21 protein-coding genes are annotated in these 25,469 nt (G+C 73.2%); 8 read left to right on the top strand and 13 right to left on the bottom strand.

Annotated elements, in window-relative coordinates:
- Positions 1-132: 132 nt before the first annotated feature.
- Positions 133-1,044: a hypothetical protein gene (locus ACZ4XX_RS14835; protein ID WP_468508332.1), complete on the bottom strand. Its 912-nt coding sequence runs from the start codon at positions 1,042-1,044 to the stop codon at positions 133-135.
- Between the two features lie 191 nt (positions 1,045-1,235).
- On the opposite strand from ACZ4XX_RS14835, the gene ACZ4XX_RS14830 reads away from it, so the two are divergent.
- The gene (locus ACZ4XX_RS14830; RefSeq protein ID WP_468508331.1) at positions 1,236-1,880 is read left to right on the top strand and encodes a superoxide dismutase; all 645 of its coding nucleotides are present in this window, start codon (positions 1,236-1,238) and stop codon (positions 1,878-1,880) included.
- A gap of 138 nt (positions 1,881-2,018) precedes the next feature.
- Here the strand turns inward: ACZ4XX_RS14830 and ACZ4XX_RS14825 are convergent, their stop codons facing one another.
- On the bottom strand, positions 2,019-2,654 hold the full coding sequence (locus tag ACZ4XX_RS14825; RefSeq protein ID WP_468508330.1) for a mycothiol-dependent nitroreductase Rv2466c family protein: 636 nt from the start codon (positions 2,652-2,654) through the stop codon (positions 2,019-2,021).
- Positions 2,655-2,816: 162 nt separating this feature from the next.
- On the opposite strand from ACZ4XX_RS14825, the gene pepN (ACZ4XX_RS14820) reads away from it, so the two are divergent.
- Together pepN (ACZ4XX_RS14820) and ACZ4XX_RS14815 are read left to right on the top strand one after the other, a co-directional pair.
- Positions 2,817-5,378 (top strand): aminopeptidase N, encoded by a 2,562-nt coding sequence (gene pepN, locus ACZ4XX_RS14820; protein WP_468508329.1) that lies wholly within the window; start codon positions 2,817-2,819, stop codon positions 5,376-5,378.
- A 281-nt stretch (positions 5,379-5,659) separates the two neighbouring features.
- Positions 5,660-6,664, top strand: a complete 1,005-nt coding sequence (locus ACZ4XX_RS14815) for a hypothetical protein (RefSeq protein WP_468508328.1) — start codon at positions 5,660-5,662, stop codon at positions 6,662-6,664.
- A gap of 4 nt (positions 6,665-6,668) precedes the next feature.
- On the opposite strand, the gene ACZ4XX_RS14810 is transcribed toward ACZ4XX_RS14815, so the two are convergent.
- From ACZ4XX_RS14810 to ACZ4XX_RS14790, 5 genes are all read right to left on the bottom strand, one after another.
- Positions 6,669-7,820, bottom strand: a complete 1,152-nt coding sequence (locus tag ACZ4XX_RS14810) for a serine hydrolase domain-containing protein (RefSeq protein WP_468508327.1) — start codon at positions 7,818-7,820, stop codon at positions 6,669-6,671.
- Positions 7,821-7,978: 158 nt separating this feature from the next.
- A complete protein-coding gene (locus ACZ4XX_RS14805; protein ID WP_468508326.1) occupies positions 7,979-8,446 on the bottom strand; it encodes an NUDIX hydrolase in 468 nt (155 codons plus the stop codon).
- A 9-nt stretch (positions 8,447-8,455) separates the two neighbouring features.
- A complete protein-coding gene (locus ACZ4XX_RS14800; RefSeq protein ID WP_468508325.1) occupies positions 8,456-9,040 on the bottom strand; it encodes an HPP family protein in 585 nt (194 codons plus the stop codon).
- Between the two features lie 65 nt (positions 9,041-9,105).
- Complete coding sequence (locus ACZ4XX_RS14795) at positions 9,106-9,990, bottom strand: pyridoxamine 5'-phosphate oxidase family protein (protein ID WP_468508324.1); 885 nt, start codon at positions 9,988-9,990, stop codon at positions 9,106-9,108.
- A gap of 120 nt (positions 9,991-10,110) precedes the next feature.
- Entirely contained in the window at positions 10,111-10,566 is a 456-nt protein-coding gene (locus tag ACZ4XX_RS14790; protein WP_468508323.1) for a VOC family protein, read from the bottom strand.
- A gap of 138 nt (positions 10,567-10,704) precedes the next feature.
- Between ACZ4XX_RS14790 and ACZ4XX_RS14785 the strand changes: the two genes are divergently transcribed.
- The 3 genes from ACZ4XX_RS14785 to pepN (ACZ4XX_RS14775) all read left to right on the top strand — a co-directional run bounded on the left by ACZ4XX_RS14785 (position 10,705) and on the right by pepN (ACZ4XX_RS14775) (position 15,107).
- Complete coding sequence (locus tag ACZ4XX_RS14785; RefSeq protein ID WP_468508322.1) at positions 10,705-11,247, top strand: CGNR zinc finger domain-containing protein; 543 nt, start codon at positions 10,705-10,707, stop codon at positions 11,245-11,247.
- Positions 11,248-11,350: 103 nt separating this feature from the next.
- Positions 11,351-12,370: an aspartate-semialdehyde dehydrogenase gene (locus tag ACZ4XX_RS14780; RefSeq protein WP_468508321.1), complete on the top strand. Its 1,020-nt coding sequence runs from the start codon at positions 11,351-11,353 to the stop codon at positions 12,368-12,370.
- A 160-nt stretch (positions 12,371-12,530) separates the two neighbouring features.
- The gene (pepN, locus tag ACZ4XX_RS14775; RefSeq protein ID WP_468508320.1) at positions 12,531-15,107 is read left to right on the top strand and encodes an aminopeptidase N; all 2,577 of its coding nucleotides are present in this window, start codon (positions 12,531-12,533) and stop codon (positions 15,105-15,107) included.
- A gap of 220 nt (positions 15,108-15,327) precedes the next feature.
- On the opposite strand, the gene alc is transcribed toward pepN (ACZ4XX_RS14775), so the two are convergent.
- The 3 genes from alc to ACZ4XX_RS14760 all read right to left on the bottom strand — a co-directional run bounded on the left by alc (position 15,328) and on the right by ACZ4XX_RS14760 (position 18,534).
- Positions 15,328-16,464, bottom strand: a complete 1,137-nt coding sequence (gene alc, locus ACZ4XX_RS14770) for an allantoicase (protein WP_468508319.1) — start codon at positions 16,462-16,464, stop codon at positions 15,328-15,330.
- A 59-nt stretch (positions 16,465-16,523) separates the two neighbouring features.
- The gene (locus tag ACZ4XX_RS14765; RefSeq protein ID WP_468508318.1) at positions 16,524-17,450 is read right to left on the bottom strand and encodes a LysR family transcriptional regulator; all 927 of its coding nucleotides are present in this window, start codon (positions 17,448-17,450) and stop codon (positions 16,524-16,526) included.
- Positions 17,451-17,556: 106 nt separating this feature from the next.
- A complete protein-coding gene (locus tag ACZ4XX_RS14760; protein ID WP_468508317.1) occupies positions 17,557-18,534 on the bottom strand; it encodes an EamA family transporter in 978 nt (325 codons plus the stop codon).
- A 134-nt stretch (positions 18,535-18,668) separates the two neighbouring features.
- On the opposite strand from ACZ4XX_RS14760, the gene ACZ4XX_RS14755 reads away from it, so the two are divergent.
- Positions 18,669-19,187 (top strand): MarR family winged helix-turn-helix transcriptional regulator, encoded by a 519-nt coding sequence (locus ACZ4XX_RS14755; protein ID WP_468508316.1) that lies wholly within the window; start codon positions 18,669-18,671, stop codon positions 19,185-19,187.
- 177 nt (positions 19,188-19,364) lie between these two features.
- Here the strand turns inward: ACZ4XX_RS14755 and ACZ4XX_RS14750 are convergent, their stop codons facing one another.
- Genes ACZ4XX_RS14750 through ACZ4XX_RS14740 form a run of 3 tightly spaced genes read right to left on the bottom strand, consistent with a single transcriptional unit; the run spans position 19,365 to position 21,932 of the window.
- Complete coding sequence (locus tag ACZ4XX_RS14750) at positions 19,365-19,592, bottom strand: hypothetical protein (RefSeq protein WP_351209892.1); 228 nt, start codon at positions 19,590-19,592, stop codon at positions 19,365-19,367.
- Between the two features lie 20 nt (positions 19,593-19,612).
- Entirely contained in the window at positions 19,613-21,733 is a 2,121-nt protein-coding gene (malQ, locus tag ACZ4XX_RS14745) for a 4-alpha-glucanotransferase (RefSeq protein ID WP_468508315.1), read from the bottom strand.
- A 1-nt stretch (position 21,734) separates the two neighbouring features.
- Positions 21,735-21,932, bottom strand: coding sequence for a hypothetical protein (locus ACZ4XX_RS14740; protein WP_187624474.1), 198 nt, complete (start codon positions 21,930-21,932; stop codon positions 21,735-21,737).
- 238 nt (positions 21,933-22,170) lie between these two features.
- Between ACZ4XX_RS14740 and ACZ4XX_RS14735 the strand changes: the two genes are divergently transcribed.
- Complete coding sequence (locus ACZ4XX_RS14735) at positions 22,171-25,392, top strand: beta-N-acetylglucosaminidase domain-containing protein (protein ID WP_468508314.1); 3,222 nt, start codon at positions 22,171-22,173, stop codon at positions 25,390-25,392.
- Positions 25,393-25,469: the final 77 nt, after the last annotated feature.

Genomic DNA, 25,469 nt, shown 5'->3' with positions numbered 1-25,469 from the left:
ACCCCCCCCCACCCCCCCCTCCCCCCCCCCCCCCCCCCCCCCCCCCCCCCCCCCCCCCCCCCCCCCCCCCCCCCCCCCCCCCCCCCCCCCCCCCCCCCCCCCGGTGCTGTGTCCGGGGAGGAGAGGACGGGGTCAGAACCGTGCGGGTCGGACCCCGCAGTACGGGGCCGTCCGTACGTACCCGCCGGCGTTCTCGTCGTCCGTGCCGAGCAGGGCGTCGCCCGTACCCGGCAGGCACTCCACGGCCTCGATCTTGTAGCCGGGGAAGGTGCCGAGGACCTTCGGTGCCGCGTCGAGCGAGATCCGTACCCGGCCGGCGGCCGAGAGGGTCACCCGGCCCGCGTCGCTCACGGCCGAGTCGAACGGGCCGTCGTCCCCGGCGTCCGACGCCGAACCGACCAGGATCCGGCCGGAGTCGGTCACCGTGATGTCGGAGATGTGGCGCGTCCCGGCGTCGGTCGGATACGTCGACCGGTAGTCCCGTCGGCTGACGGCGCCGAACAGCACCTGACCCCAGGACGCGAACGAGAGCGGCGCCGCGTACAGGGTGGCGGGCCGGTCCGTACCGGCGCCGCGGTCCGCCCAGAGCGCGGCGAACCTCCCGTCCCTGGACACGAGGGCGAAGCTCTCGAAGTCGTCGCCCTCGCCGATCCCCGGGAGCGGGGAGTGGTCGAGGACGGTGGCGGTGCCGCCGTCGACCTTGATGCGGTAGACGATGCCGCGGGAGGCGAGGGCCAGGTAGTCGCCGGGTGCGCCGGGGACGGCCTCGATGGCCTCCAGGTCGATGGGCTCGGCCCCGGTCCAGGTGAGCGGGGTGACGGTGACGGGACCCTCCGCGTAGGTGAGGCGGGAGAGGCGCTGCTGTCCGGTCCGCTTGTTGTCGTGGACGACCAGCGCGCCCGCGCCCTCCTGGGCGACGCCGCTGATGCCGCTGCGGGTGTCCGTGCCGACCCGCTGCCAGTCCTCGGGGGCGGCGACGGCGGGGGTGGCGCCGAGCACGGCGAGGAGCGCGGTCGCCGCGAGAAGTCTCAGGGGGAGTCTCATGCGAGCACGTTATGGATCTTGATGGGCACGGTCCCAGCATCGATTGGCCCGTTCGGCGGAGCGCGCGGAAGCACTCCGCGATCGGGCTCGCGGCCTAGGACCAAGGGCTGATCAACTTCTGCCGCACCTACTGTTAGCCTGCACTTGCATATAGGTTGCAATAAGCAGGAGCCATTGAAGGGGCCGGGCACATGGCGATCTACACACTTCCGGAGCTGCCGTACGACTACGCGGCGCTGGAGCCGGTGATCAATCCGCAGATCATCGAGCTGCACCACGACAAGCACCACGCCGCGTACGTCAAGGGCGCGAACGACACCCTGGAGCAGCTGGAGGAGGCGCGCGACAAGGACCAGTGGGGCGCGATCAACGGCCTGGAGAAGAACCTGGCCTTCCACCTCTCCGGCCACATCCTCCACTCCATCTACTGGAACAACATGGACAGCCCGAAGGGCGGGGGCGGCGGCGAGCCGCTGGCAGCCGACGGCGTCGGTGACCTCGCGGACGCGATCACCGAGTCCTTCGGCTCCTTCGCCAAGTTCAAGGCCCAGCTGACCAAGGCCTCCGCGACCACCCAGGGATCCGGCTGGGGCGTCCTCGCGTACGAGCCGATCAGCGGCCGGCTGATCGTCGAGCAGGTCTACGACCACCAGGGCAACGTCGGCCAGGGCTCGGTCCCGGTCCTGGTCTTCGACGCCTGGGAGCACGCCTTCTACCTGCAGTACAAGAACCAGAAGGTGGACTTCATCGAGGCCATGTGGCAGGTCGTCAACTGGCAGGACGTCAGCAAGCGGTACCACGCCGCCAAGGCCTCCGTACCGCTGATCTCCTTCTGATCAGGGCCCGAGAGGGCTCCCCCGTCGCCCTGCTCGTGATCGTCTTCTCAACCTTCACTCGCAGGCGGATGAAAGAAGAACCCCCGTGATGACGTGAATCACGGGGGTTCTTCCATGCCTCGGAAGAGGCCTCATGGACTACTTGAAGCTGGGGTCCGCGGTCCGCGTGCGCTTGATCTCGTAGAAGCCCGGCGTCGACGCCACGAGCAGGGTGCCGTCCCACAGCCGGGCCGCCGCCTCGCCGCGCGGGGTCGGGGTGACGACGGGGCCGAAGAAGGCGACCTCGTCGCCGTCCGCGCCCGGCACCGCGATGACCGGGGTGCCGACGTCCTGCCCGACCTTCGCTATGCCCTCCGTGTGGGAGGCGCGCAGCTCGGCGTCGTAGGTGTCCTTGTCTGCGTACTCGACGAGGTCCCCGGGCAGCCCGACGTCGGTCAGGGCGCCGACGATCGCCTCGCGGGTCGGGCCCTCGCCGTTGTTGTGGAAGCGGGTGCCGAGCGCGGTGTAGAGCTTGCCGACGACCTCGTCGCCGTGCAGTTGCTGGGCGGCGATGACGACCCGGACGGGGCCCCAGGCCTTGGTCTCCAGCATCTCCCGGTACTCGGCGGGGACCTCGTCGAGCCGGTTCTCGTTGAGCACGGCCAGGCTCATGACCTTCCACCGCACGTCGACCGGGCGGACCTGCTCCACCTCCAGCATCCAGCGGGAGGTCATCCAGGCCCAGGGGCACAGCGGGTCGAAGTAGAAGTCGGCGGTGGTCCTGCTCTCGGACATGTCACTCCTCGGTACGGCCGTGGCGGAAAGAAAGGCGGAAAGAAGACGGTGGTGTGCCGAAAGGAGGGAACCCCCGGACGCGCGACGGCATTCCCGTGTCCCGGGTGACAGCTGCACATGGGAAGATCGGTGCTGTTTCGAACGTGCCACGAAGGAGTGACCGTGCCCGGTGAGAATCTGTCCCGCGACGAGGCCCACGAGCGGGCGGCGCTGCTGTCCGTCGACGGGTACGAGGTCGTCCTCGACCTGCGGTCGGCGGTCGGCGACTCGGCCGAGGCCGTGCGCACCTTCCGCTCGGAGACGACGATCCGCTTCCGTCGCAGCGGCGCGGGCACGAGCACGTTCGTGGATCTGATCGCCCCGTCCGTTACCTCGGTCACCCTCAACGGGCGCTCCCTCGACCCGGCGGTCGTCTTCGACGGCTCCCGGATCGCCCTCGACGGGCTCGCCGAGGAGAACACCCTCGTGGTGGACGCGCAGTGCGCCTACAGCCGGACCGGCGAGGGCATGCACCGCTTCGTCGACCCGGAGGACGGCGAGGTCTACCTCTACACGCAGTACGAGCCGGCCGACGCCCGCCGGGTGTACGCCAACTTCGAGCAGCCCGACCTCAAGGCCCCGTACCGCTTCGCGGTGACCGCGCCCGAGGGCTGGACGGTCTGGTCGAACGGCGCGGGCGAGCGGGACGCCGAGGGCGTGTGGCGGTTCGCCGAGACGGCGCCGATCTCCACGTACATCACCTGTGTCGTGGCGGGCCCGTACCACTACGTCACGGACAGCTACACGCGGACGCTGGCCGACGGGACCGAGCTGGAGATCCCGCTCGGCGCGATGTGCCGCAAGGGCCTCGCCAAGCACTTCGACGCGGACGACGTCTTCCTGATCACCAAGCAGGGCTTCGACTTCTTCCACGACAACTTCGACTACCCGTACCCCTTCGGGAAGTACGACCAGGCCTTCGTCCCCGAGTACAACCTCGGCGCGATGGAGAACCCGGGCATGGTGACCTTCCGCGAGGAGTACATCTACCGGGGCAAGGTGACGCAGGCGGCGTACGAGCGCCGCGCGAACGTCATCCTGCACGAGATGGCGCACATGTGGTTCGGCGACCTCGTCACCATGGTGTGGTGGGACGACCTGTGGCTGAAGGAGTCCTTCGCCGACTTCATGGGCTCCTTCTCGCTCGCCGAGGCGACGCGCTTCACCAACAGCTGGGTGACCTTCGCCAACAACCGCAAGGCCTGGGCGTACCGCGCCGACCAGCTGCCGTCCACGCACCCGATCACGGCCGACATCCGTGACCTGGAGGACGCCAAGCTCAACTTCGACGGCATCACGTACGCCAAGGGCGCGTCGGTGCTCAAGCAGCTCGTCGCGTACGCGGGCCGGGACGCCTTCCTGGAGGGCGCCCGCCGCTACTTCAAGCGCCACGCCTACGGGAACACGCGGCTCGCCGACCTCCTCACGATCCTGGAGGAGACCTCGGGCCGTGACATGAAGGCCTGGGCGAAGTCCTGGCTCCAGACCTCCGGCGTGAACACCCTGACGCCGGCCGTCACCCATGACGCCGAGGGCCGGATCACCGAGCTCGCGGTCCTCCAGGAGGGCGCCGAGCTGCGCCCCCACCGCGCCGCCGTCGGCCTCTACCGGCTCTCCGGCGGGGAGCTCGTCCGGTACGCGCGCGCCGAGGCCGACATCACCGGCGCCCGGACCGTCGTCGCCGACCTGGCCGGCGAGGAGAAGCCCGACCTGGTCCTCGTCAACGACGACGACCTCACGTACTGCAAGGTCCGCTTCGACGAGGGCTCGCTCGCCACCCTGCGCGCGCACCTCGGCGACATCACCGACCCCCTGGCCCGAGCCCTGTGCTGGTCGGCGCTGTGGAACCTGACCCGCGACGCCCTGATGCCCGCCCGGGACTTCGTCTCCGTCGTCCTCGCCTTCGCGGGTCGCGAGACCGACATCGGCGTCCTCCAGATGGTGCACGCCTGGGGCAAGTCCGCGGTCACCCACTACGCGGCGCCCGCCTGGCGCGAGGAGGGCGGGCGGCTGCTCGCCGAGGGCGCCCTGCGCGAGCTGCGGGTGGCCGAGCCGGGCAGCGAGCACCAGCTGACCTGGGCGCGGTTCTTCGCCGCGACGGCCTCGTCCGACGCCGACTTCCAGCTCCTCGCAGGCCTGCTCGACGGCACGGCGAAGATCGACGGGCTCGACGTCGACCAGGAGCTGCGCTGGTCGCTGCTCTCGCCGCTCGCCGTGCACGGCGACGCGGACGAGACGCGGATCGGCGAGGAGCTGACCCGGGACGACACGGCGACGGGCAAGCGCCACCAGGTCCGTCTGCTGGCCTCGCGGCCCTCGGCCGCCGTCAAGGCGCAGGCCTGGGCGCAGGTCGTCGAGTCGGACACTCTGTCGAACGCGCTCGTCGAGGCGACGATCGCGGGCTTCGTCCAGCCCTCGCAGCGCGAACTGATCGCCCCCTACGCGGAGAAGTACTTCGCGGTCATCGAGCGGCTGTGGGCCGAGCGGTCGATCCAGATCGGCATGGACGTCGTCCGGGGTCTGTTCCCGGGGCTCCAGGACGACGAGGCGACCCTGGCCGCGACGGACGCGTGGCTGTCGGCGCACGAGGCGGCCGCTCCGGCCCTTCGCCGACTGGTCCTCGAGTCGCGGGACGACCTGGCGCGGGCGCTGCGGGCGCAGGACTGCGACCGCCTCGCCGGCTGACGTCCCCGGTGATCGACGGTGGGGGTCGCGGACTTCGGTCCGCGGCCCCCACCGGGCTTTCCGGCGCCCCCGCCGGGAGCTGGGCCGGGGCGGGCGGGGGCGGGCGAGGGTGGGCCGGGGCGGGCGGGGGCGGGCGGGACCGGACCTCGCAACGACTCCGGGCCGGGGGCGGGCCCTTCATCGGCACTCGAACGCGCGTACTTTAGGACGGGGTTGTCCCGGATTGTCGACGAGCGTGTAACAGGGGTTAGGGCGGCCTTCCGGAGCGGAAGACCCCCGGCATGAACCACAACACCCCCATCACCCCCCGCCCCCTCTCCCTCTCCCCCCACACCGGTCGGGCAGAACGTCTCGTGTCCGCAGACCAGTTGAGGGCCCAGGGCATTCCCGCCGGCGAGGTCGCCGCGCAGTGCCGGCCGGGGGCCTGGCAGCAGCTCCTCCCCGGCGTCTTCCTGCTCCAGCCCGGGCCGCCCACCAGCGAGGACCGGCTCCACGCCGCGCTGCTCTACGCCCGCAGGACCGGGGCCGTACCCCCGCAGGGGCCCGACGCGATGATCACCGGACTCGCCGCGCTGACCCTGCACCGCTTCTCCTCCGCTCCCCCGCTCACCTCCCTGGAACGGATCGACGTCCTGGTCCCCCGCACCCGACGGCTGCGCTCCACCGGCTGGGTGCGGGTGGTGCGCGCCCCCGAGTCCCCGGAGCCGGTGGAGCTGACGGGCGTGCCCGTCGCCCCGGTCGCCCGCGCCGTCGCCGACGCGGTGTCCGGGCTCTCGGACGCGGAGACGGTACGCCGGCTGCTCACCGAGGCGGTACGCGGCGGGCACTGCGAACCCGGCTCGGTGGTACGCGAGTTGAGCCGTGCCCGGCTCCTCACCCGGCCGCACGTGGTGGACGCGGTGGACGCGCTGCTCGCCGAGGGCCGCTCGCTCTCCGAGGAGCGGCTGTACGAGATGGTGCGGGAGTTCGCCCTGCCGGACCCGCTGTGGAACGTGGACCTGCGGCTGCCGGGCGGCCCGCACCTGGGCGGGGTGGACGCCTACTGGCCCGACCAGGCCGTCGCCGTCGAGCTGGACACCCGGGCGCCGCGGCAGGACGAGGACGCGCTCTGGTCCGAGTACACCCGCAAGCGGGAGCATCTGGAGCGGCTCGGCATCACGGTCGTCCACCTCACCCCGCGCAAGCTGCGCGAGGCGATGGACCAGCAGGCCACCGTGGTGCGTACGGCCCTGATGGCCGCGCCCGGCCGGCAGCCCGCCGCGTATGTCGTCGTCCTGCCGCGGTGAGGGGTCAGCCCTTCGGCGTGACGCCGCAGAACTCGGCCTCGAGCACGGCCGTGCTGTCGCCCGCCCAGTCGGCGTTGAAGTTCATGGCGAGGGAGTGCCTGCCGTCGCGGGTCGCCTGGGCCTCGGAGGAGGAACCGTGGATGCCGCCGCCGTGACCCCAGATCTCCTTGCCGCAGCTCAGCTTCTGCTTCATGAGCCCGAGTCCGTATCCCGTGCCGGGGAGTTCGGGCGAGACCTGGACGGTGGTGGTCATCTCCTTCATCTCGGCCTTCGGGAGCAGCCGGCCCTTGAGCAGGGCGCGGTAGAAGGTCTGCAGGTCGTTGGCGTCGGAGATCATCTCGCCGGCCGCGTAGGCGATGGTGGGGCTCAGCTCGCTGACGTCGTGGACCGGCGCGTCCGCGTCGAGGGAGAGCTTGGACCAGGCGGGGGAGCTCGGCTTCGGCATCCTCACGTCGGTGCCGGGGACGCTCGTGGCGCGGAGCTTGAGCGGCTTGATGATGCGGTTCTCGACCGCCTTTCCGTAGGGGCGTCCGGTGACCTTCTCGATGACCATCCCGGCGAGGACGTAGTTGGTGTTGGAGTAGTTCCAGTCGGTGCCGGGGGCGAAGTCCGGTGCGTGGGTCATGGCGATGTCGACGAGCTGGCGCGGGGTCCAGCGGTCGTAGCGGTGCTCCAGGAAGGCGGGGCCGAAGACCTTCTCCTGGAAACCGGGGTCGGAGGTGACGCTGTAGACGCCGCTGGTGTGGTTGAGCAGCTGACGGACGGTGATCTTCCGGCCGTCGTGGCCGTTGCCCCGGACGACGCCGGGCAGCCACTTCTCGACCGGGTCGTCGAGGTCGAGCCGGCCCTCCGCCTGGAGCTGGAGGAGGACGGTGGCGGCGAAGGTCTTGGTGATGGAACCGACGCGGAAGCGGTCCTTGCCCCGGCGCTCGCCTGCGGTGCCGGTCCAGTCGCCCCGGCCGTCCCTCGCCTGGGCGACGGCCCCGGGCACCCCGGCGTCGACCGCGGCCCGGAGCGCCGCCCGCGTGGCGGCGTGGTCGCCCGCCGAGGCGGCCGGGGCGGATGCCGCCAGCGCCGGGGTGGCGAGGGCCGTGGCGGTCAGTCCGGCGACCAGGACGGCGGCGAGGACGGTACGGGTCGTGCGTACGGCTGACATGCGGGCTCCCCTGAGACTCTGCCGCGGTGCGTGTGCTGCGGTCGGCGGGGAGGACCGCGGGACGCTGCGGGAGGGTTGAGCGGGGTCGCACCGGTTGAGCGGTTTCCGGCCGATCTTCAGTCGTACGTCCGGGCCTCAGCCGTACGGTCCGGCGGGCCTCAGGTCATCGACGGATCGGCGAGCCGGGAGCGGCCGGCCGGAGGCCGCTCGCGCCACAGGTCGAGGCCGATGTCGACGAGGCCGACGCGGGGCAGGCCGGGGACGGTGTCGAGGGGGTGCCAGGCGGCCAGGTCGGTGGAACCGTCGGTCTCGTTGCGCAGGGCACCGCCGGTGATCCGGGCCTCGTAGACGATCCGGAGGCCCTGGAAGTCTCCCGGGCCCCCGAGGCGGCGCAGCCCGCCGCGGCGGATGGAGTCGATGCCGAGGAGGGCGGTGGGTTCGGTGAGATAGCCCGTCTCCTCCTCCACCTCACGGACCACGGTGTCCACGGGCTCCTCGCCGTGGTCCATGCCACCGCCCGGCAGCGTCCACCGCTTGGTGCCGTCCTTCGCCACCCAGCGGGCCAGCAGCAGCTGTCCGTCCCGTACGCACACGGCGTAGGCCGCCACCCTCAACTCCTTCTTCATGAAACGAGGTTAGAACCAGTACACGGGGTACGTCCGGCCGGTGACGCGGGCGGCTCCGAGGCCGACGGCGACGAGGAGGAGGCAGGCGAGCGCGAGAAGGCCGAGAAACGACCAGAAGGGAGGCGCCGTGGCGGCGACGATCACGGCGGTGGCGGCGGCGGGCGAGTGCGGGGTACGGGCCAGCATCATCACGCCCAGGGCGAGACCGCCTGCCACGGCGGCGCCCCAGAGGCCCGGCCCGGCCACGACCAGGGCGGCGAAGCCCGTGAGCGCGGAGAGCAGCTGGCCGCCGACGACCGAGCGCGGCTGGGACAGCGGCAGGTCGGGCGCGCCGGCGACCAGGGCCATGCTCGCGGCGAGCGGCGGGACGAGCAGGAGCCGGTCGAGCACGGTGCCGACGGCGACCAGGAGGAGGAGTGCGGCGACGCTTCCGGCGGTGGAGAGGAGGAGGACCCGGGGCTTGGGGCGCGGGGGCGGGCCGGGGCGTCGGGGCGTCGCGGCCGCCTCCGGAACCGTGGAGGGGGCGGTTCCGGAGGCGGTGGCGGTCTCGGTCGCGGAGGGCAGGGTGGCCTCGGGGGCCGGGGTGGTGGTCACTGAGCGGTCCTCGGGGTGGGGTCGGAGCGTGGACGTGGGCGTACGGGAGTGGCGGTGGGTCGTCGTCAGGCCGCGGTCGGGTTGGCCGGGGAGTACTCCGGCGGCGACCAGCGCAGCGGACTGCCGGCCGGGGTCTCGGCCGTGCGCTCGACACGGAAGCGGGTGACGCGGCCCTCGGGGCCGTACTCGGTGTGGGCGAGGCCGCTGAGCTGCAGGGTCGCCCCGGTCTCCCAGTCGAGGAAGAGGAGCCCCGCGCGGCCGTCCGACTCCAGGTTCCCCAGGGTCAGGAACATCGCGTTGCCCGGGTAGTCGCGCCAGCTGATCTCCCGGGGCGCGTCGACCCGGACGAACCCGGGGTTGCCCCCGCGATGACTGGTGTCGACCCCGTCGGACGCGACGCTGGCCACGAAGAAGGTGTCCGCCGCCAGGACCTGGCGCATCTGGGCGGGGGTGAGCTCCTCGCCGTGCCGGACGGTGCCGGTTCCGGGACCGGTGGGGTCGGAGCCGTACCACTCTCTCTTCTGGAGGTATTTCGGGCAGTTGGAGAACACCTGCTCGGCCTCGATCGTGAAGCCGCGCACGCTGGGGCGGGCGATGCCGTTGAGGCGCATGCGACGGCGGGTGCGGGGGTCGAGGGCGAGGGTGCCGACGGGCGTGCCGTCGGGGGTGATCGCGTCGCCGAGCGGGTCGTACGCGGGGATGCCGCCGGCGACGGAGACGCTGTGCGGTCCGGTGGCGCGGGTGAAGCCGGGCGCGCCGGTGAGGAGGCTCGCCCAGACGCGGCCGCCCCGGTCCGCCGCGCCGATCATCAGCATCGGCTGGGCTTCCAGGAAGGCGGCGGCGACGGGGCGGATGCCGGGGCGGACGGAGGGGGCGATGTGGGCGGCCAGGTCCTGGACGCCGACGCGCGTCTGGACGCTGATCGATCCCTGGTTGTAGACGCCGTCCATGGGTTCTCTCCTTGGAATGCGGGTCGCTCGGGTGCGGGTCCGGGCCCTGTCGCGGGAGGCCGTTTCGGGTGTGCCCACCCGTTCCGCCCTGCGGGACGATGGCCCACCACCTGGTCTCTGCTAGAAGAACCCGCAGGTGGGGGCCGTCTCGTTGGGGGCTTCCGCCTCCTCCGCGCCCTTCGGGACCGAGATCTCCAGGCGGGTGCCGTCCGGGTCGTGGAAGAAGATGCCGCCCGAGGCCGCGCCCTCGCGGTGGGCCACGACGCCCTCGTACGCGAAGGTCGTGCCGCGGGCGAGCAGCGCCGCCTCGGCGGCGCGGACGTGGTCGAGGGACTCGGCCTCGAAGGCCAGGTGGTGGAGACCCGCGCGGCCCGCCGCGTAGGTCTCGTCGGCCTGCTGCCAGAGGGTGAGGACCAGGCGGCCGTCGCGACCGAGGAAGGCGAAGCGGCTGTCCCCCTCCTTGCCCTCGCCGAGCGTCTCGAAGCCGAGGACCTCTCCGTAGAAGGTGAGCGAGCGGTCCAGGTCGGTGACGTTGAGGCCGACGTGGTGGGTGGTGAGCGTGCCGATCGCGGTCATGTGCCGGTCCATCCGTTCCCGGTGCGGCCAGCCCTTCTCCTGAGCTAACCTCTTAATTCGACTTTAAGGGTTAGTCACGACGGGCGTCAACCGCTCACGTACTCTTGAGGGGTTAGTTCATCGAGGAGGGTTCCCGACATGACCGCGATCGACCCACGGCCGCTCGTCGGCGAGCCCGTCTCCCTCGACCTGCTCAACACCCGCTGGAACGAGGAGGGCGTCCGGCAGGACCTGCTCGCCGGGGTCGAGGGGCTCACCGTCTGGCTCGCCGCCAACGGACTCGACGAGCGGTTCACCGCCGACGCCACCACCCTGCGCCACACCCTCGCCGCCCGGGACGCGCTCGCCGCGCTCGTCGACCGCCCCGGCGATCCCGCCGCCACGGCCCGCGTCGACGCCGTCCTCGCCCACGGCCGCATCCGGGCCACCCTCACCACCGAGGGCCCCGGCGAGCGGCCCGAGTTCGCGGACCCCGCCTGGGGCCCCGGCTGGACCGCCGCCCGCGACTACCTCGACCTGCTGCGCACCGCCCCCGACCGGATCCGGGCCTGCGCCCACGAGGCGTGCATCCTGCACTTCTTCGACACCTCGCGGAACGGCACCCGCCGCTGGTGCTCGATGGCCGTCTGCGGCAACCGCGCCAAGGCCTCCCGCCACTACGCCCGCACGAAGGAGAGCTGACCCTCTTTCGTCCCGTCCCTTGGACAATGGATTGGACAAGGCGACCCGGGACATACGCATCATGGACCGGCAGCAACCTGCACATACGTACGGAGGAGTCCCCGTGAAGGTCGGAATCGTCGGAGCCACCGGTCAGGTCGGCACAGTCATGCGCAGCATCCTGGCCGAACGGAGCTTCCCCCTCGACGAGCTGCGGCTCTTCGCCTCCGCCCGCTCCGCCGGCACCGTCGTGGACGGCGTCACGGTCGAGGACGCCTCCACCGCCGACTACACCGGCCTGGACATCGTCCTCTTCTCGGCCGGCGGCGCCACCTCCCGCGCCCTCGCCGAGAAGGTCGCCTCCCAGGGCGCCGTCGTGATCGACAACTCCTCCGCCTGGCGCGGCGACCCCGAGGTCCCGCTGGTGGTCTCCGAGGTCAACGCGCACGCGATCAAGGACCGCCCCAAGGGCATCATCGCCAACCCGAACTGCACCACGATGGCCGCGATGCCGGTCCTCAAGCCGCTCCACCAGGAGGCCGGCCTCACCGCGCTGATCGCCACCACCTACCAGGCCGTCTCCGGCTCGGGCGTGGCCGGTGTCGCCGAGCTGCGCAACCAGGCGTGCGCCGTGGCCGAGACCGCCGACCAGCTGGCGTTCGACGGCGAGGCCGTCGAGTTCCCCGAGCCCGTCGTGTACAAGCGCCCGATCGCGTTCAACGTGGTCCCGCTGGCCGGTTCGATCGTCGACGACGGCTCCTTCGAGACCGACGAGGAGCAGAAGCTCCGCAACGAGTCCCGCAAGATCCTGGAGATCCCCGGCCTCAAGGTCTCCGGCACCTGCGTGCGCGTCCCGGTCTTCTCCGGCCACTCCCTCCAGGTGAACGTCCGCTTCGACCGCCCGATCAGCGTCGAGCGCGCCTACGAGCTGCTCGAGGACGCCGAGGGCGTCGTGCTCTCCGAGATCCCGACCCCGCTCCAGGCGGCCGGCAAGGACGCCTCGTACGTGGGCCGCATCCGGGTGGACGAGACCGTCGAGAACGGCCTCGCGCTCTTCCTCTCCAACGACAACCTGCGCAAGGGCGCGGCCCTGAACGCCGTGCAGATCGCGGAGCTGGTCGCGGCCGAGCTCAAGGGCGCCTGACACCCGCCACGCCACGAGGGCGGCCATCCGGAGACGGGTGGCCGCCCTCGCGCGTCCGCCCCGGAGAGCTCCCGTGTTCGCCCTGGGAAATGTCTCGTGCGCTGCCGACACACCCCGTGGAAGGATGGGCCAAACATCACAAAACCGAGGAGTTGACCGGGTGCCTGGCACAAACCTGACCCGTGAAGAGGCTCAGCAGCGGGCAGCGCTGCTGACCGTGGACGCGTACGAGGTCGAACTCGACCTCTCCGGCGCGCAGGAGGGCGGCACCTACCGGTCCGTCACCACCGTCCGCTTCGATTCCGCCGAGGCCGGTGCCTCGACCTTCATCGACCTCGTCGCCCCCGCCGTGCACGAGGTCGTGCTGAACGGCCACGCGCTGGACGTCGCCGCCGTCTTCCGGGACTCGCGGATCGCGCTGGCCCACCTGGTCGCGGGCCGCAACGAGCTGAAGGTCGTCGCCGACTGCGCGTACACCAACACCGGCGAGGGTCTGCACCGCTTCGTCGACCCGGTCGACGACCAGGCCTACCTGTACACACAGTTCGAGGTGCCGGACGCGCGTCGCGTCTTCGCCTCGTTCGAGCAGCCCGACCTCAAGGCGACCTTCCAGTTCACCGTGAAGGCGCCGACGGGCTGGAAGGTCATCTCCAACTCGCCGACCCCGGAGCCCAAGGACGACATCTGGGTCTTCGAGCCGACGCCGCGGATCTCCACGTACATCACCGCGCTGATCGTCGGCCCGTACTACTCCGTGCACTCCTCGTACGAGAAGGACGGGCAGAGCGTCCCGCTCGGCATCTACTGCCGTCCGTCGCTCGCCGAGTTCCTCGACGCGGACCACATCTTCGACGTCACGCGCCAGGGCTTCGACTGGTTCCAGGAGAAGTTCGCGTACGACTACCCGTTCGCGAAGTACGACCAGCTCTTCGTGCCGGAGTTCAACGCGGGCGCGATGGAGAACGCGGGCGCGGTCACCATCCGCGACCAGTACGTCTTCCGCTCGAAGGTGACGGACGCGGCGTACGAGCGACGCGCCGAGACGATCCTGCACGAGCTCGCCCACATGTGGTTCGGCGACCTCGTGACGATGGAGTGGTGGAACGACCTCTGGCTGAACGAGTCGTTCGCCACCTACACCTCCGTCGCCTGCCAGGCCTCGGTGGCGGGCACCCGCTGGCCCAACGCCTGGACGACCTTCGCCAACGCGGAGAAGACCTGGGCCTACCGCCAGGACCAGCTGCCGTCCACGCACCCGATCATGGCCGAGATCAACGACCTGGAGGACGTGCTCGTCAACTTCGACGGGATCACGTACGCCAAGGGCGCCTCGGTCCTCAAGCAGCTCGTCGCCTACGTCGGCCAGGACGAGTTCTTCAAGGGCGTCCAGGCCTACTTCCAGGCCCACGCCTTCGGCAACACCCGCCTCTCCGACCTCCTCGGCGCCCTGGAGGAGACCTCCGGCCGCGACCTGAAGACCTGGTCGAAGGCGTGGCTGGAGACGGCCGGCATCAACATCCTCCGCCCGGAGATCGAGACCGACGAGAACGGCTCGATCACCTCCTTCGCCGTCAAGCAGGAGGCGCCCGCGCTCCCCGCCGGCGCCAAGGGCGAGGCCGTGCTGCGCCCGCACCGGATCGCGATCGGCTTCTACGACCTCGACGAGGCCGGCAAGCTGGCCCGCACCGAGCGCCTCGAACTCGACATCGAGGCCGCCGGGCTTACCGCCGTCCCTCAGCTCGTGGGCAAGGCCCGTCCGGCGGTCGTCCTCCTCAACGACGACGACCTGTCGTACGCCAAGGTCCGCCTCGACGAGGTGTCCCTCAAGAACGTCACCGCGCACCTCGGCGACTTCGCCGAGTCGCTGCCGCGCGCCCTGTGCTGGGCCTCGGCCTGGGACATGACCCGCGACGGCGAGCTGGCCACCCGCGACTACCTGGAGCTCGTGCTCTCCGGTGTCGCCAAGGAGTCCGACATCGGCGTGGTCCAGTCGCTCCAGGGCCAGGTCAAGGCCGCCCTGGAGATGTACGCGGCGCCGGAGTGGCGCGAGGCCGGGCTGGCCCGCTGGACCGAGGCCACCCTCGCGCACCTCCAGGCGTCCACCCCCGCGAGCGACCACCAGCTGGCGTGGGCGCGCGCCTTCGCGGCGACCGCCCGCACCCCGCAGCAGCTGGATCTGCTCGCGGCCCTCCTGGAGGGCCGCGAGACCATCGAGGGCCTGGCCGTCGACACCGAGCTGCGCTGGGCGTTCGTCCAGCGGCTCGCGGCCACCGGCGTCTACGACGAGTCGGAGATCGCCGCCGAGCTGGAGCGCGACCGCACCGCGGCGGGCGAGCGGCACGCGGCCACCGCGCGCGCGGCCCGTCCGACGGAGGCGGCGAAGGAGGAGGCCTGGACCTCGGTCGTCGAGGACGACAAGCTGACGAACGCCGTGCAGGAGGCCGTCATCGGCGGCTTCGTGCAGGCCGACCAGCGCGAGCTGCTCGCCCCGTACACGGCGAAGTACTTCGCGTCGATCAAGGGTGTCTCGGAGACCCGCAGCCACGAGATCGTCCAGCAGATCGTGGTCGGCCTCTACCCGAGCCTCCAGGTCTCGCAGGAGACCCTGGACGCGACGGACGCCTGGATCGCCGAGCACAACCCGGCCCCGGCGCTGCGACGCCTGGTGACGGAGAGCCGCGCGGGCGTCGAGCGTGCGCTCCGGGCGCGTGCGGCGGACGCGGCGGCGGCGAAGTAACGCACCCCGCAGGGAAGAAGGGGCCCCGGACCGTGTGTCGGTCCGGGGCCCCTTCGGCGTTCCCGCGGGCCGGCCCGGGGAGGGACGGGACGTGAGGTCCGCCCGGGGAGAACGGGACGTGAGGTCCGCCCGGGGAGAACGGGACGTGAGGTCCGCCCGGCGGGCGGGCGTCGGCGCGCTGCCGCGCCGCCGGGCGGAAGCGGGTGGCTCGCGGTGGTGCTCAGCCGCCGAACACGGTGAACCGGGCGCGCAGGTCGGCCGCGCCCTGCTCCGTCAGCGCCCCGTGCAATCGCATCCGGGCGACGCCGCCGTCGGGGAAGGCGTCGAGGCGGACGTGGGTGACGACGGCCTGGGCGGGGAGCTTGAAGCGGTGGAGGGTGTCGGGCTGGAGCTTGGTGCGGGGGATGATCTCGAACCACTCCGCGCCGCCCGAGGGATCGCCGTTGCATCCCTGGAGGGCGATCCAGCCGGCCGAGTTGCCCTTGAGGTAGGCGGTGTCGATCTCGACGGCGCGGACGGCGCCCTGCGCGGCGAGCCGGAAGCGCACCCAGTCGTTGGTGCCGCGGACCCGGCGGCGCCGGTTCTCCCAGCCGTCGTCCATCTTGCGGGAGGTGCCCGGCAGGATGATCTGGGTCGGCGAGGAGTAGAACCTGTCCGAGGCGTCCTCGTACGAACCGCCGTTGAGCACGGAGATCAGATCGAGGGTGCCGAGCAGCTCCAGCCACTCGGGGTCGGGCACGACCTCGCCGTGGACGCGGAGCCGGGCGATGCCGCCGTCGGGGTGCTGGCAGACCCGGAGGTGGGTCCAGCGGCGCTCGGCGGTGACGGCGAAGCCGTTCTCGGCGTGGCCCCGGACGGGGGTCGGCGGGACCAGCTCCTCCCACGTGGCGTCCAGCAGCTCCGCGGGGCTCGGCGAACCCTCCGCCGCGGTGGCCTGGATGCTCACGCGCTGCGGGTAGTTGCCGCGGAAGTGGGCGGTGTCGACGATGATCCCGCGGATCACGCCGGGGGCGCCGAGCCGGACGATCGCCCAGTCGTGGTCCTCGGGGGCGGGGAAGACGTTCTCGGCGTCGGCGCCACGGCGGCGGCGGGTCTCCCAGCCGTCCATGATCTTGCCCTTGTGACCGAAGTGCTCCGGGTCGAAGACGGCCCGCTCACGGACGAGGAGGTTCTCCCGCTCGGCGAAGAACTCGTCGTTCGCGGCGACGACGCCGGCGCCGAGACGGCGGTCGGCGAGGTCGACCAGCTCGGTGAAGGGGAAGTCACCGGTCCGGTAGTCGGCGTACGGGTCGCCTCCGGAGTACGGGGCGGCGTCGTTGGCGTGCGGGTCCTGGTCCTGGCTCGTCTCGAAGGTCATGCGTCGACTGTGCGCCTCGGAGACCTGGTGGGTCCATCGAATGTTTTCGACGAATATGTTCAGCTCTGCTGAACGGTTTCCCGTTGGGCCGCCGCCTGCCGGAGCGCGGCGAGCACCCGCGCCACGGCCGGCCCCTCCTCCGCCCCGCGTCGCACCGCCGCGACGACATGACGGCGCGGCTGGTCGGCGGCGAGGACGCGCATCACGATCCCGGCGCCGCCCCGGCGTTCGGCGGAGGCCATCCGGGGCACCAGGGCGATGCCCATCCCGGCCTCGACCATGGCGAGGATCGCGGTCCAGCCGGAGGCGCTGTGGGCCTGCTCGGGCACGAACCCGGCGGCCTCGCAGGCGGCGGTGGTGATCTCCGACCAGGGGCCGGAGCCGCCGAAGATCCAGGGCTCGGCGGCGAGGTCGGCGAGCCGCAGGCCGGGCGCGTCGGCGTGCGGATGCCCGGCGGGCAGAGCCACGTCGAGGGGGTCGGCGAGCAGCGGGACCCGGCTGAACTTGGGGTCGCGCGCGAAGGGCGCGTGGGCGGCGAGCGAGAGCGCCAGGTCGACCTCGCCGGCCGAGAGCAGCTCGTACGCCTCCGCCGCCTCGGCCTCCCTGATCCGGACGTCGAGCCCGGGGTGCGCGCTCCGCAGCTGCCGCACGGCGGGCACGACGAGCGCGGGCACGGCCGTCGAGAACGCCGCCACCCGCACCTCTCCGGCCTCGCCCCGCAGATAGCCGTCGAGTTCGGCGTCGGCGCGCTCCAGCTGGGCGAAGACCACCTCGGCGTGCCGCAGCACGAGGTGGGCGGCGTCGGTGAGCCGGACGCGGCGGCCCTGGGCCTCGAGGACGGGCACGCCGAGCTGTCTGGCGAGGTTGGTGAGCTGCTGCGACACGGCCGAGGGGGTCATGAGCAGCGCCTCCGCGGTCGCGGTGACGGTGCCGCGGTCCCGGAGGGTGCGGAGGATCTGGAGCTTCTTGATGTCCCACTCGACCATGGGGCGCAACCTACCGGGCCCACACCGAAGCCGGCGCCTCGGGCGGGCGCCGGCTTCCGGGTGCTGAGGGGGTTGGTGCGACGTGCGGTGATCAGGCCCATGGGGCCTAGCGCCGCACCAGCGAACCTTCCGGGTTCGCCGAAACTTCCCGACGGTTTCCTTCGACGGAGCTGAACGCTCCTGCGGCCGGTCCGGCGCCTGCTTCCGCGGCCGGTTCGACCGCCTTCTCCGTACGGGGGCTCAGCTGGCCCGCCAGGGTCGCGCCGAAGGCGATCGCCATGCCGAGCAGCTGCACCCCGCCGAGGGCCTGACCGAGCGCCGCCCAGCCGATGATCGCCGCGGTGATGGGCGAGAGCGGACCGAGGAGCGTCACGGAGGAGGCACTGAGCCGCTCGATGCCGCGGAACCAGAGGAAGTACGAGATCGCGGTGTTGCCGAAGGCGAGGTAGGCGTATCCGGCCAGGTGGGTGCCGGTCAGGGCCGGCGGCGCGCCCTCGACCAGGAAGGCGATCGGCAGGATGACCAGGCCGCCCGCGGTGAGCTGCCAGCCGGTGAGCGCGAGCGCGCCGACGCCCTCGGGGCGGCCCCAGCGCTTGGTGAAGACGACGCCCGCCGACATCGAGAGTGCGGAGAGCAGTCCGGCGAGCACCCCGACGAGGTCGAGCGCCGCCCCGGCCTCGAGGACCACGAGGCTGACGCCGAAGGCGGCGGCGACGGCGGTGAGCAGCGACTTCACGGTGGGCCTGTCACCCAGGAAGAGGGCGGCGAGGCCGACGACGAAGAGCGGGCCGACCGAGCCGACGACGGCGGCGACGCCGCCGGGGAGCCGGTAGGCGGCGAGGAAGAGCAGCGGGAAGAACGCGCCGATGTTGAGGGCCCCGAGGACGGCGGACTTCCACCACCAGGCGCCCCGGGGGAGCTTGCGGGTGAGCGCCAGGAGCAGGAGCCCGGCGGGCAGGGCGCGCATCAGGCCGGTGAAGAGCGGCCGGTCGGGCGGCAGGAACTCCGTGGTGACGAAGTAGGTGGAGCCCCAGGAGATGGGGGCCAGTGCGGTGAGTGCGACGACGGCTGCCTTGCGGGACATGACGGTCTCCCCCTTGCTGCGGATGCCGGTCCGTGAACCCTGGACTGACTTGGCGGTAATTAACTTACCACTAAGCTACTTACTTGCAAGTGGCTTTCTTGCCATCGAGTCACAGGGAAGAGGAGACTGCTCGCATGGACACGAAGACCCCCGGCCCCGGCCCCGCCCACGACGCCGTCGACGCCATCACCGCCCAGTGGGCGGCGGTCCGCCCCGACCTGGACACCGTGCCGATGGCCGTCTTCGGCCGGATCTACCGGCTCGCGAACGCCATGCGCGGCCGGGTGGACAAGGCGTACGCGCCCTACGGTCTGGCGCTCGGGGAGTTCGACGTGCTCGCCACCCTGCGCCGCTCGGGCGAGCCGTACACGCTCTCGCCGCGCGAGCTGACGGCGACGCTGATGATCACCACCGGCGGGATGACCGGCCGGCTGGACAAGCTGGAGAAGGCGGGGCTCGTCACCCGCAACCCCGATCCGCACGACCGGCGCGGACTACGGGTCACGCTCACCGAGCACGGCCGCGAGCTGGTGGACCGGTCCGTCACGGCCGGTCTCGCACAGCAGCGGGAGGCCCTGGAGGGCGCGCTCGACGAGGAGGAGGCGGCCCAGCTGGCCGGGCTGCTGCGCAAGCTGCTCGCGACCACCACGTGAGCGGTGCGGGCCGTGGGAGCGGCATGAGCGGTGCGAGCCGTGCGGGCCGCGGGAGTGGTGCGAGGCCGGTGTCGGGCCGCCGCTGAGCAGGGCCGCGAATCCGACCGCACGCACGCGAGGGCGCCGCACGGTACGACGTACCGTGCGGCGCCCTCAACGAAGCGGAAGAGGAGGCGGTCAGGCCTTCTTGGACTTGTCGAGCACCATCACGAGACCGGCGATCACCAGGAACAGCACCAGCGGTGCGACCACGAACAGACCGAGGGTCTCGATGACCTCGAGCTTGGGGGCCGGGTCGTCGCCGTCGTCGCGGGTGAGCGCGAGCGCGGGGGACGACATGAGCAGCATCATCAGCGTCGTACCGGCCGCGAGCGAGCCGGCGCGCAGTGCGTTCTTCTTGTCCACGGTGCAAACGTAGCGAACACCTAAACGGACCGCGCGCCCGGGGGTGCCGTACGGGCGTCGGGCGGGGCGGTGCGTCCCTCCGGGGCCGCCGTACGCGCGTGGAGTTCGCGCAGCAGGGCGTGCGCCCGGGGAGAGGCGGCGAGGCGCTCCAGGGTCATCGGCTGCCCGTCCGCGTCGGCGAGCGGCAGCCGCCAGTTGGGGTACTCGTCCCAGGTACCGGGAAGGTTCTGCGGTCTGCGGTCGCCCACCGTGTCCGGCAGCCAGACGCCCACCATCCGGGCCGGGGTGTCGAGCAGGAACCGGTGGACGGCCCTGATCTCGGGCTCCTCTGCTCCCGGGCCCTCCGGGAGCAGGCCGAGCCGCTGGAACAGGCCCAGCCACTCGGCGGTCTCGGCCGCGTCCGCCGCCCGCTCGCGCGGCAGGTCCCCGGGGAGCAGGCCGAGGCGGTGCCGCAGGGTGACGTGGTCGCCGGAGAGCCGGGCGGCGGTCGGGGGCAGGTCGTGGGTCGTGGCGGTGGCCACGCACTCCGCACGCCACTCGGCCGGGGCCAGCGGACGGCCGGAGGCCGCCCAGTCCCGCTCGAACCAGAGCACGGAGGTGCCGAACACCCCGCGCGCGGCCAGCTCCTCCCGTACGCCGGGCTCGACGGTGCCGAGGTCCTCGCCGATGACGAGGGCACCGGCGCGGTGGGCCTCCAGGACGAGGACGGCGAGCATCGCCCCGGCGTCGTACCGGACGTAGGTGCCCGCGGTGGGCTCATGGCCCTCCGGCACCCACCAGAGCCGGAACAGGCCCATCACGTGGTCGATGCGCAGCGCGCCCGCGTGGCGCAGGAGTTCGCGCAGGAGTCCGCGGTACGGGGCGTAGCCGGTGGCGGCCAGGGCGTCGGGCCGCCAGGGCGGCAGGCCCCAGTCCTGGCCGCGGGAGTTGAAGGCGTCGGGCGGGGCGCCGACCGACATGCCGGCCGCGAAGGCGTCCTGCTGGGCCCAGGCGTCGGAGCCCTCCGGGTGGACGCCGACCGCCAGGTCGTGGACGATCCCCACCTCCATCCCGGCGGCGCGGGCGGCCGCGGCGGCGTCGCCGAGCTGCCGGTCCGTCAGCCAGGCGAGCCGGCAGTGGAAGTCGACGCGGGCGGCGAGGGCGGGGTCGTCGCGGACGACGGCCTCCGCCGCGCGCGGGGAGCGCAGCTCTTCGGGCCAGGTCCGCCAGTGGTGGCCGTGGCGCTCGGCGAGTGCCTGGTAGGTGGCGTGGTCCTCCAGGGCGCGGCCGCGCGCGGCGAGGAAGTCATGGAAGTCGGCGCGTCTTCCGGGGCCGGGTTCCACGCCGCCGACGACGAGTTCGAGGGCGCGCCGCTTGACCTCCCACACGGCGTCCCGGTCGATCACCGCGCCCTTGCCGAGGACCCGTTCACGCAGGTCGGCGGCGTCGGCGAGGATCAGGTCGAGTTCCTCGCGGCGCTCGGGGCCGACCAGGGCGTACTCGGGGATCTCCTCGATCCGCAGATGGACCGGGTCGGGGAAGCGGCGCGAGGACGGGCGGTACGGGGAGGGGTCGCTCGGCGCCCCGGGCACGCCCGCGTGGAGCGGGTTGACCTGGACGAATCCGGCGCCGTGCGTGCGGCCGGCCCAGGTGGCGAGTTCGCGCAGGTCGCCGAGGTCGCCCATGCCCCAGGAGCGGCTGGAGAGCAGCGAGTAGAGCTGGACGAGCAACCCGTAGGCGCGCCGCTCGGGGGCGGGCACGCGCGCGGGGGCGACGATCAGGGTGGCGGTGGCGGCGCGCCCGTCTGGGGCCTGCGCCTCGACCGTGTGGACGCCGAGGGGAAGGTGCTCCCAGTCCCGGCCGGTGAAGGCGTCGCCGTCCTCGGTGGTGACCCGGAGCCGGGTGCCGGGCGGCAGGTCCGCGGGCGGGCGGGCGGGCTCCGCGCCGCGCCACCGGACCAGGGTCGGGGGCAACAGGCGCTCGCGGTCGGACCGTTCGGCCGCGTCGAGGGCGGCGGCGACCGCTTCCGGCGTCGCCGCGTCCACGCCGAGGGCGCCGAGGACGGCCACCACGGTGGCGTCCGGCACGGGCACGGTGACGCCCGCGGAGGGGCTGTAGGCGGTGGCGACGCCGTGACGGGCGGCGAGACGGGCCAGGGTCACTTCACACTCCGGGGGACTCCGTGCCCGCACTTCCTGGGGCGGTGGGCTCGCTGGTGAGGGGGGCCGCGACGGTCAGGGGCGGCTCGCTGGTGAGGGGCGCGGCGTCGGGGAGCGGCGGTTCGCTGGTCAGCGGTTCGTCCGTCCTGGCCGGCTGCTGCGGAATCCGTATCCGTCCGAGGTGCGGGGCGGTCGTGGTCACGGGGGTCTCCCGATTCGTCTCGACTGGTGGAACTTGGGTAACGACTGAGCCCTACCCACCGCACCTCGTTTTACCGGCGGAAAGTGGCGAAGTGACGTCACCTCGCCGACGGCTCGCCGGGCAAAGCCGACACATCGGCCATGCGCATTGACACCTCAGTGCGACGGGTGGTGGGCTCGTGACCCACTCGTTACCGAACCGGCGAGCGGCCGGCGGCTCCGGCCGAAGGGAGACCCTCGTGCACCTCGGGCACCTCGGGCGCAGCAGGCGCACCGCGACGGCCGTCGCCGCCGCCGTCATCGGCGGCCTCCTCGGCGGGGCGGTGCCGGGCTCGGCGCAGGCGGTCCCGGGGGCGGCTCCGAACGAGCGCCCGAAGGCCGCACCGTTCGCCCCGACGGCACCGAACGTTCCGACGGCGCCGAGCGCCCCGGCGGACCCGGTCGGCCCGACGGCTTCCTCGACCACGACGCCCTCCGCCGACGCCGCCTCCGCGCGCGTGCCCGCCGTCTGGCCGCGCCCGCAGTCGCTGACCGCCGCCGGTCACGCCGTACCCCTCGGGGACGAGGTGACGCTGCTCGCGGACGCCGACGCCGATCCGCACGCCCTCGCCGCCCTGCGCGAGCTGCTGCGGGCCGCCGGGGTGCGGACCGTCCACACCGGGCTCCCGGGCCGGGGGCCGGTCCTCCGGGTCGCGGGCCCCTCCGGCGAGGCCGCCGAGGACGCGCTGAGCGCCCTGCGGGTGCCCGACCGGCTCGACCTGCCGCGCGGCGGCTACCGGCTCGCCACGGGCCGCCTCGGGGGCCGGGACACGGTCGTCCTGGACGGGGTGGGCGGCGACGGTCTGTTCCACGCCGTGCAGACGCTGCGTCAGCTCCTCGGCGGCGGCCGGGAGATCCCGGGGGTCCGCGTGCGCGACTGGCCGGGCACGGCCGAGCGCGGGATCACCGAGGGCTTCTACGGGACTCCCTGGACGGCCGAACAGCGGCTCGCCCAGATCGACTTCCTGGGCCGGACAAAGCAGAACCGCTATCTGTACGCGCCCGGGGACGACCCGTACCGGGGCGTGCAGTGGCGCGAGCCCTACCCGGCCGCGCAGCAGGCCGAGTTCCGGGCGCTCGCGGAGCGGGCCCGGGCCAACCACGTGACGCTCGGCTGGGCCGTGGCGCCCGCCCAGTCCATGTGCCTGACCTCGCGCGGTGACATGGCGGCGCTGACGCGGAAGCTCGACGCGATGTGGGCGCTCGGGGTGCGCTCGTTCCAGCTCCAGTTCCAGGACGCCTCGTACGACGAGTGGCACTGCGACCGGGACGCCGACACCTTCGGGCGGGGCCCGGAGGCCGCGGCCGCCGCCCATGCGCGCGTGGCGAACGCGGTCGCCCGGCACCTCGCCGAACGGTATCCGGACGCCGAGCCGCTGACGGTGATGCCGACGGAGTACTACCAGGACGGGGCGACCGACTACCGCACCCGACTCGGCGAGGCGCTCGACTCGGACGTGCGGGTGGCGTGGACCGGCGTCGGTGTCGTGCCGCGCTCGATCACCGGCGGGGAGCTGGCGCGGACGCGGGCCGCCCTGGGCCATCCGCTGGTCACCATGGACAACTACCCGGTCAACGACTACGCGCAGGACCGGCTGTTCCTCGGCCCCGCGACGGGCCGTGAGCCGGCCGTGGCCGCCGGTTCCGCGGCGTTCCTGGCGCTTGCGATGGAGCAGCCCGCGGCCTCCCGCGTCCCGCTCTTCACCACCGCCGACTACGCCTGGAACCCGCGCGGCTACCGGGCGGAGGAGTCCTGGCGGGCGGCCGTCGACGACCTCGCGGGCCCGGAGCCGGCCGCCCGCGAGGCGCTGCGGGCGCTCGCGGGGAACGGCGCCTCTTCGGTGCTCGACCCGGCGGCCGAATCGGCGTACCTGAAGCCCCTCATGGCGGCCTTCTGGGCCTCGCGCACGAGCGCGGGGACCGGCGCGGCCCCCGGTCGGGAGAAGGCGGCGCGGGAACTGCGGGCCGCGTTCACCGTGATGCGCGAGGCCCCCGAGCGGCTCTCGGCCGCCGCCGGCGGCACCCTCGACGACGAGACCGGCCCCTGGCTCGCGCAGCTCTCCCGGTACGGCCGGGCGGGCGAGACGGCGGTCGACATGCTGGTCGCCCAGGAGTCCGGTGACGGGGCGGCGGCGTGGCGGGCGCAGTTGAGCCTGGAGTCGCTGCGGAAGGACGTCGCGGCGGGCCGGGTGACGGTCGGCGCGGGGGTCCTCGATCCCTTCCTCACGCGCGCGGTGGACCGGGCCAGGGCCTGGACCGGCGCCGACCGGACGCCGACGGCCCGTGCCGATCGCGCCACCGACTCGTACACCGTGCGGCTCGACCGGGCGCGGCCCGTGGAGGCCCTGACGGTGATGACGGATCCGGGTGCCGGGGAGCCGCGCGACGCGCGCGTGGAGGCGTACGTCGAGGGCGAGGGCTGGCGGACGCTCGGCCCGCTGGCGGCGTCCGGCTGGACGCAGGCCGAGCTCAGGGGGCTGCGGGCGGAGGCGCTGCGGGTGGTGTGGAGCGGCGACGGTCCGGCGCCCGCGGTGCGCTCGCTGGTGCCGTGGTTCGCGGACGGGCCGCGCGCGGCGCTCGACCTGGCGCGGACGGAGACGGACGCGGAGATCGGCGGCCCGGCCCAGCGGGTCGACGTGGAGCTGTCGGGCCTGCGTGCGGGCGAGGTGCGGGGGCCGCTGACGGCGAAGGCCCCGAAGGGGATCACGGTCACGCTGCCGGAGCAGGCGGTGGTCGGGCGCGGCGCCCGGTCGACCGTGCCCCTGGAGGTGTCGGTGGCGGCGGACGCGCACGCGGGCACGTACCGGGTGCCGGTGTCGTTCGCGGGCGAGGAGCGGGTGCTGACGGTGCGGGCCTTCCCCCGTACGGCGGGCCCCGATCTGGCGCGGGCGGCGACGGCCTCCTCCTCGGGCGACGAGACGCCGGACTTCCCGGCCGCCCTGGCGGTGGACGGCGATCCGGCCACCCGCTGGTCCTCGCCGGCGGAGGACGGCGCCTGGTGGCAGCTGGAGCTGCCGGAGCCGGCCCGGATAGGGCAGGTGGTGCTGCACTGGCAGGACGCGTACGCCTCCCGCTACCGGGTGCAGGTCTCGGTCGACGGGCGCGTGTGGCGTACGGCGGCGACGGTCGCGGAGGGCCGGGGCGGCCGGGAGTCGGTGCGGATGGACGCGGCGGACACGCGCTTCCTGCGGGTGCAGGGCGACGCGCGGGCGACGCAGTACGGCTATTCGCTCTGGTCGGTGGAGACCTATGCGGTGGCCGGGCAGGAGCAGCCGGACCGGGCAGGTCGGCCCGCCCGGAAGCCGGCGGAGCCGGCGGCGGGGGCCGGGGTCACGGCGCCGGACGACGCGTCGGAGGGCGCGCCGGAGGGCGCATCGGACAGCAGGCCGGAGGGCACGTCGGAGGAGCGGCCCGCCCCCTGAGGGGCGCACCGCTCCCGTGTCGAACCCGTCCCCGCGTACGGACGCGCGTGGTTCCGCGTACGTACGCGAAAGGCCCG

Source organism: Streptomyces sp. NPDC029956 (assembly GCF_055574655.1).
This window is presented reverse-complemented; position numbering and strand designations above follow the sequence as displayed.